Annotated in this window: 4 protein-coding genes; all 4 read left to right on the top strand. The window is 62.1% G+C overall.

Translation table 11 applies throughout. The features are described 5' to 3' along the window. The first annotated feature begins 133 nt into the window (after nucleotides 1-133). Nucleotides 134-3,034, top strand: a complete 2,901-nt coding sequence (gene uvrA / locus NW844_RS07930) for an excinuclease ABC subunit UvrA (RefSeq protein WP_414334850.1) — start codon at nucleotides 134-136, stop codon at nucleotides 3,032-3,034. 167 nt (nucleotides 3,035-3,201) lie between these two features. Further along, nucleotides 3,202-5,304: a protein kinase domain-containing protein gene (locus NW844_RS07925; RefSeq protein WP_414334849.1), complete on the top strand. Its 2,103-nt coding sequence runs from the start codon at nucleotides 3,202-3,204 to the stop codon at nucleotides 5,302-5,304. Nucleotides 5,305-5,334: 30 nt separating this feature from the next. After that, nucleotides 5,335-6,633, top strand: a complete 1,299-nt coding sequence (locus NW844_RS07920) for an FAD-dependent oxidoreductase (protein ID WP_414334848.1) — start codon at nucleotides 5,335-5,337, stop codon at nucleotides 6,631-6,633. A 96-nt stretch (nucleotides 6,634-6,729) separates the two neighbouring features. Next, the coding region (locus tag NW844_RS07915) for a glycerophosphoryl diester phosphodiesterase membrane domain-containing protein (RefSeq protein ID WP_414334847.1) at nucleotides 6,730-7,373 on the top strand (644 nt) is incomplete at its 3' end.

Below are 7,373 nucleotides of genomic sequence, written 5' to 3'. Positions count from 1 at the left end.
CACCCCTTGCGATGGGGAGAAGACAGACTTCTGCTGCAGCACTAGAATCGTTAATGTTCCTTAACTTTTGTTGTTTTTCGACTCGCCAATTTTGGGCAGAGTCTCCACCCACGCTGCACACAGAGGGGATGAGATGTCCGGCCAAAACGAAATCCATGTGGTGGGGGCGCGGCAGCACAACCTCAAAAACCTCGAGCTGCGGATCCCGCGCAATCGCCTGGTGGTGTTTACCGGCGTCTCCGGGTCTGGAAAATCTTCTCTGGCCTTCGACACCATCTTTGCCGAGGGGCAGCGGCGCTACGTGGAGTCCCTCAGCGCCTATGCGCGGCAATTTCTGGGGCAACTGGACAAACCGGATGTAGACCGCATCGAGGGCTTGAGCCCAGCCATTGCCATCGACCAAAAGTCCACCAGCCACAACCCCCGCTCCACGGTTGGCACCGTGACCGAAATCTACGACTACCTGCGGCTGCTGTATGGGCGGGCCGGGATCCCCCACTGCCCCCATTGTGACCGGGTGATTGCCCCCCAGACGGTGGATCAAATGGTGGACCAGATCCTGGCCCTGCCGGAGCGGACGCGCTTTCAGTTGCTTGCGCCCGTGGTGAGGGGAAAAAAGGGCACCCACGCAGCGCTCTTGCAAAGCCTGCGCCAGCAGGGGTTTGTGCGGGTGCGCATCGACGGCCAGGTGCGGGATCTCAGCGAGGAAATTGAGTTGGCCAAAACCAAGGCCCACACCATTGAGGTGGTGGTGGATCGGCTGGTTAAGGGCCCCAACATCGCAGAGCGGCTGGCCGATTCCCTGACCACCTGTCTGCGCCAGTCGGGGGGACTGGCGGTGGTGGAGCTCTTGCCCCGTGAAGACGAACGGGAACACCTGCTGCAAAAAGTAGCCGAGGTGGCGGGGCAGTACCTCAACGGCAAGCCAACGGAGCTGATCTTTTCGGAACAATTTGCCTGCCCCGAACACGGCTCCGTGCTGGGCGAGCTGTCGCCGCGGCTATTTTCCTTTAACTCCCCCATCGGCGCCTGTCCCGTCTGTCACGGCCTGGGCTTTGAACCCATCTTCGACCCCGACCGGATCGTGCCGGATCCCAAGCTCCCCCTCTATGCGGCCATTGCTCCCTGGGCGGAGCGGGAGAACCCCTACTATCTGGCCCTACTGGCGGGGGCTGCTAAGGCCTTTGGCTTTGAGCTCAGCAGCCGCTGGTGCGACCTTACCCCCGAGCAGCAGCAGCTCCTCCTCTACGGCAGCGACCAGGAGATCTACGTTGAGGCGGAATCCCCCCAGGGGAGCCGGGGCTACTACCGCCGCTTTGAAGGGGTAATCCCGCAGTTGCAGCGGCACTACCAAGAGACCACCGCCGAAACCTACCGGCAAAAGCTGGAGACCTACCTGACCTACCGCCCCTGTGCTGCCTGTGGCGGATCCCGGCTGCGGCCAGAGGCCCTGGCCGTGCGCGTCGGTGGCTACCGCATCACGGATCTCACCGAGATCTCCATCCGCGACTGCCTGCAGCGCCTGGAGCAGCTCCAGCTTACCCCCCGCCAAGCGCAGATTGCCGAGCTAGTGCTGCGGGAGATCAAAACCCGCCTGCAGTTTTTAATTGACGTGGGCCTTGACTACCTCACCCTAGCCCGACCGGCCATGACCCTTTCGGGGGGCGAGGCGCAGCGGATCCGACTGGCCAGCCAGATTGGCTCCGGCCTGACGGGGGTGCTCTACGTGCTGGACGAACCCTCCATTGGCCTGCACCAGCGGGATAACCAACGCCTCTTGCAAACCCTATTCCGCCTACGGGATCTGGGCAACACCTTAATTGTGGTGGAACACGATGAAGAGACCATTCGCGCCGCCGACCACATCGTGGACATTGGCCCTGGCGCTGGCATCCACGGCGGAGAAGTGGTGGCCCAAGGATCTCTAGCCGACATCCTAGCCTGCGAGCGCTCCCTCACCGGCGCCTATCTGTCGGGGCGGCGGCGGATCCCAACCCCAGCTCAGCGGCGACCTGGCAAAGCCGTCTCCCTCAAGCTCACCGATGCCCACAAAAACAACCTCAAGCACATCGATGTGGAGATCCCCCTGGGCAAGCTGGTCTGCGTCACCGGCGTCTCCGGCTCCGGCAAGTCCACCCTGGTCAACGAGTTGCTCTACCCTGCCCTGCAACACTCCCTCGGCCAGAAGGTGCCTAAGCCAACGGAAATGGGGGAGCTACACGGCATTGAACACATCGACAAGGTCATTGTCATCGACCAATCCCCCATTGGCCGCACCCCCCGCTCCAACCCCGCCACCTACACGGGCCTCTTTGATCCCATCCGCCAGGCCTTTGCCCAGACTCTAGAGGCCAAGGCCAGGGGCTATCAATCCGGCCACTTTTCCTTCAACGTCAAGGGGGGGCGCTGTGAAGCCTGCAAAGGGCAGGGGGTGAACGTGATTGAAATGAACTTCCTGCCGGATGTGTACGTCACCTGCGAGGTGTGTGGGGGCAGCCGCTACAGCCGCGAGACCCTCCAGGTCAGGTACAAGGGCAAAAACATCGCCGAAGTCCTAGACATGACGGTGGGGGAGGCGCTGGAGTTTTTTGCCGCCCTACCCCCTGCCGCCAAGATTCTACAGACCTTGGCCGATGTGGGCCTTGATTACATCAAGCTGGGCCAGCCCGCTCCGACGCTTTCCGGGGGGGAAGCGCAGCGGGTGAAGCTGGCGGCAGAACTGGCCCGCCGCTCCACCGGCAAAACCCTCTACCTGCTCGATGAACCCTCCACCGGCCTGTCCTTCTACGACGTTCACAAGCTCTTGAATGTTCTGCAGCGGTTGGTGGATGCGGGCAACACCGTGCTGGTGATCGAGCACAACCTGGACATCCTCCGCTGTGCCGACTGGATTATTGACCTGGGGCCGGAAGGGGGCGACCAGGGCGGCCAGATTGTTGCCGTCGGCACCCCTGAAGAAGTGGCCGAGCATCCCGGATCCCATACGGGGCGCTACCTAAAGCAGGTTTTGCAACGACATCCCCCCGGCCACTGAGTAACTCAGGGTTACTCTGAGCCTTTTGCCCGTGTGGCATGATGATCCAGAAGGAAAAGGTTCGCATCCTCCCCAAGGGTAGAGCCAAAGAACTCCGTCCCGCTAAAGTGCTCCGCAGTGCTGACGCGAACGGTAGACCATATATGCCTGGAGTAGCCGGAGTCCTTATGGTAGGGCAGACCCTGGGTGGCCGCTATCAGATCTTGGAAGAACTGGGATCCAGCGGGCAAACCTACCTGGCCCAAGATGGCCATCGCCCTGAACAGAGCTGGGTGGTGATCAGGCGTTGGCAACCTCGCTCTCCCAAGGGGGAAGAGCCCTCTGCCGCCCGGCAGCGATTTGAACAGGCAATGGCGCTGTGGGAACGCCTGGGATCCCATGAGTGTATCTCACGCCTGCTGACTTATTTTGAGCAAGAGGGAGATTTTTACTGGGTAGAAGAGTGGATCGAGGGGCAGACTCTGGAACAGGCCCTGCGCCAGGCCACTGAGCAAGGTCAGCCTTGGACAGAAGCTGAGGTGCGGGCCTTTTTGCAAGATGTGCTGCAAACCTTGGCCTTGCTACACAGTGAGGGGGTAAACTGCTGCAACCTAGAGCCCTCTCGCCTAATCTGTCGCCGGGCGGATGGCCGCTGGGTGGTGTTGGGCTTGGGCTGCTGCAACTCTGGGCCCGAGGCTGCCGACAGCGATCTGGAGGCACTTGGGCTCATCGCCATACAGGCCCTCTCAGGGATCCCGACCCACAAGCTGTTTCGCGACCCGTTGACGGGAGAGCTGCGCTGGCACGATCTGGCTCCTACCAGCGCTCCTTTTGCCGCTTTTTTGGATTGCCTGGGGGGTTGTGACCCGCGGCAGCGCTTTGCTTCGGCAGCGGCAGCTTTGGCCGCTCTCCAGGCTTTGCCTCTGGCAGAGGGCGTCTCTCCCGGCGCTGAGATCCTGCCCGACCCTGTTGCCGCCGCTCCCTTACAGGAGCCGACTACGCCGCCGCGTTCCTCGGTATCACTGCGGGCGCGTTTCTGGATCCCACCACTTTGGGCGGGGAGTAGTCTGGCGGCTTTGCTGGTGCTACTCGGAGTTGCTGCCTGGCAACTGGCGGCCAACCTCAGCCTGTGGGGAGAGAAGGCAATTGTGCCCAGGGACTCTGTCCCGCCCGCGGGAACGAGGGCAAATTTGGGATCCGCTGGGCTCAAAAGCTTCAGCTCCCCAGAGCAGCCGCCCAATCCCTCCAGGACTGGATCCCTATCCTCTTCCAGCCCTGCCCTCAACCTAGCTGACTGGGCCAAGTCCTTGCAGCTCAAGGCCACACTGGAAGGCCCCGCCGCTATCACCGCTCTGGCCATCAGCCCGGATGGAGATCTCCTGGTTGCCGGGGGAGACGACGGTGTCATCCGCTTTTGGGATCCCCAGGCCGGCCAACTGCTGCAGAGCTGGGCAGGCCACGAAGGCTCGATTGAGACGCTGGCCATCAGCCCCGATGGTACCTTTTTGGTGAGTGGGGGGGCCGACAAGACGGTGCGGGTCTGGGATTTGGCCCCTGCCTTGCCGTCGCGGGAAGGGGTGCCACGGCTGCAGTTGCAGGGCCACACCGAGCTGATCAACAGCGTCGCCATCAGCCCCGATGGCCGTTGGATTGCCAGCGGCAGCGCCGACCGTACCATTCGCCTTTGGCAAGCTGAGGATGGCCAGTTGGTGCGCACCATCGACAGCGCCGCCCACCCGGTTACCCAGGGGTCAGGCATTACGGCGGTGGCCTTCGCTCCCTCTGGGGTGGCGGAAAAAAGGAGCCCGCCCTGGATCCTGGTGGCCGCCAACGGGGATCCCACCGTTCATCTTTGGGATCCCGGCAGCGGGGCTTTGTTGAAAACCCTGGAGGCCGACTACCCCATCGAGCAGGTGCTCCTCAGCCCCGATGGCCGCCACTTGCTCGCCGCCAGCGCTTCCGGCGTCTGGATCTGGAACGTGGGCACGGGATCCCTCGAGCGCACTCTGGCCCAGCCCTTGTCTGGCTTGGCCACCCTTGCCCTCAGCCCCGATGGCCGCCTGCTGGCCAGCGGCACCGATCACCGCGCCCAGCAGATCAAACTCTGGGATTTGGGCAGCGGCAAAGAGTTGCGCACCCTGGGCGGCCAGACTTGGATGGTGAGTGCTCTGCTGTTTGGCCCCAACGGGCAAACCCTTCTCAGCGGCGGTGCCGATGGCGCCATTCGCATCTGGGGGCCAGAACATCCTGCCTCAGAAGGGGACTCAGCCTTGAGGAATCGAGCCAGGTAAAATACTCCACGGAGAAGGGATCCCAGCAGCATGGGCAGAGTGGTCATTATCGGGGCAGGGCTGGCCGGCTTAACCTGCGCCAAGGTGCTGAGCCAGGCGGGTTGGAGCGATGTCCTAGTCCTGGAAAAAAGCGACGGCCCCGGCGGGCGGGTGCGCACCGACGCGGTGGAGGGCTTCCGTTTGGATCGCGGCTTTCAGGTGCTGTTTACCGCCTATCCCCAAGTGCGGCGGCATCTGGATCTAGGCCAGCTCAATCCCTGCCCCTACCGTCCGGGAGCGATGCTGGCCCAACCCGGTCGCTGCTGGCTGTTGGGGGATCCCCTGCGGGATCCGACCAGCATTGTCCCTTCCCTCTTCAACCCCTTGGCCAGCTTTGGCGACAAGCTCAAGGTGCTACAGTTGCGGGCGGAGCTGGCGCGGCGCACCCCAGAACAGGTTTTCCAAGAAGGACTGGGGGGATCTGACCGCTCGGTGCGGGAGTTCCTAGAGGAGTACGGATTTTCCCAAAAGATCTGCCAGCACTTCTTCTACCCCTTTTTCCGCGGCATTCTTTTGGATCCGGATCTGGCCAGCAGCGCCCGCCTCTTTGCCTTTTATTTCAAGATGATGGCCGAAGGAGCCATCGTCACCCCGGCGCTGGGCATGGGAGAGATTGTCCGCCAACTGGCCGGCCACCTTGCCCCAGAGCAGATCCGCTACCAAACCTCGGTGGAGCGCATCCTGGTGGAAGAGGGAAAAGTGCGCGGGATCCGCACCGCCAAGGGCGAGGAGATCCCTGCCGAGTGGGTGGTCTGCGCCACCGATGCCCCTCAAGCGCGGGCCTGGCAGGCCGAGCTCTGCCCTCAAGCTGCTGCGCCCATCCCCACCCAGGGACGGGCGGTGACCTGCCTTTATTTCTGCGCCCCCTTTTCCCTGGCCCGCGGTGCCTACTTGTACCTCAACGCCAGCGGCCAAGGCTGGATCAACCACTGGGTGCAGCTCACCCGCCTCAGCCCGGCGCTGGCTCCTGCCGGTCAGCACCTCTATTCGGTGACGGTGCTGGGGGATCCCCCTTTGGGCGATGAGGAGCTGGCCCAAGCCTGCCGGGCCGAGCTGCAAACCTATTTTCCCAAAGCCCCCTTGGAACGATTGCGCCTGCTGCGGGTGTATCGGATCCCTTTTGCCCAGTTTGTCCAGCCGCCCGGCTTTCAGCAGCATCTGGTTCCCACCTGCAGCGGCCTGCCGGGCCTTCTCTGGGCTGGAGAATACACCCACCAGAGCAGCCTTGAGGGATCCCTGCGCAGCGGCGAACAAGCGGCGGCCTGGATTTTACAAAAATCTTCTGTATAGCAAGACACAGACTTTGACTTTCTTAATCCCCTTCTCAGCCCAAAAAGGGGGATGGCGTGGTATGAAGGGGGTGGTTGCCACAGGGATCCCTCTACCATGCAAAGCGCTACTCTTAACCCGTTTTTCCTTCTGCAGCGCTCGTTTGAAGTTGTAGGCCCCGTCTATGGGCCGCTGTTGATCCTGGCCTCTCCCGGCTTTGTCATTCCCATCGTCGCAGAGCTGATCCCACTTTTTGGGGGGATCCTCAATTTGGCCTACAGCCTAATTGTTGCTCCCATCCTGGCTGGCGCAGCCTTTTGGCTGGTGGATCAGCACCTGAAGCGGCAAGCTCCCCTACTGGGCAACAGCCTCGACTGGGCCCTCTCGAAGGCAGTGCCCCTGGTTTTCGGCAGCATTCTGCTGGCGCTAATTGTCATGCTTGGGATGCTGCTGTTTGTGCTCCCTGGTATCTACTGGGGGGTAAGGCTGGTTTTCACTCTCTGTGCGATTGCCCTGGAAGGCAAAGGTGCCACGGAAGGTCTGGGCTACAGTTGGAACCTCGTCAAAGATCGCTGGTGGGGCGTGTTTTGGGCTTTGCTGGCTGTGAGTTTGATCTTCGGCATCCCACTCCTGATTTTGTTTCTTGTTGGGGGGATCCTGGGAGCTGCCTTGGGTGCGGTTGTGGTTGGAAATGCTGCCGTCACAGCAGTTGCGCCCATCCTCGATATCTATACGGTGCTCCTGTTCCGATCCCTGCAGCA

The sequence above is a fragment of the Synechococcus sp. H55.2 genome (assembly GCF_047462495.1).
Lineage (GTDB): Bacteria > Cyanobacteriota > Cyanobacteriia > Thermostichales > Thermostichaceae > Thermostichus.
This window is presented reverse-complemented; position numbering and strand designations above follow the sequence as displayed.

Bases quoted from the DNA above. Each gene is read 5' to 3' on its own strand.
- uvrA (WP_414334850.1), top strand. From the start codon at position 134: ATGTCCGGCCAAAACGAAATCCATGTGGTGGGGGCGCGGCAGCACAAC.
- NW844_RS07920 (WP_414334848.1), top strand. From the start codon at position 5,335: ATGGGCAGAGTGGTCATTATCGGGGCAGGGCTGGCCGGCTTAACCTGC.
- NW844_RS07925 (WP_414334849.1), top strand. From the start codon at position 3,202: ATGGTAGGGCAGACCCTGGGTGGCCGCTATCAGATCTTGGAAGAACTG.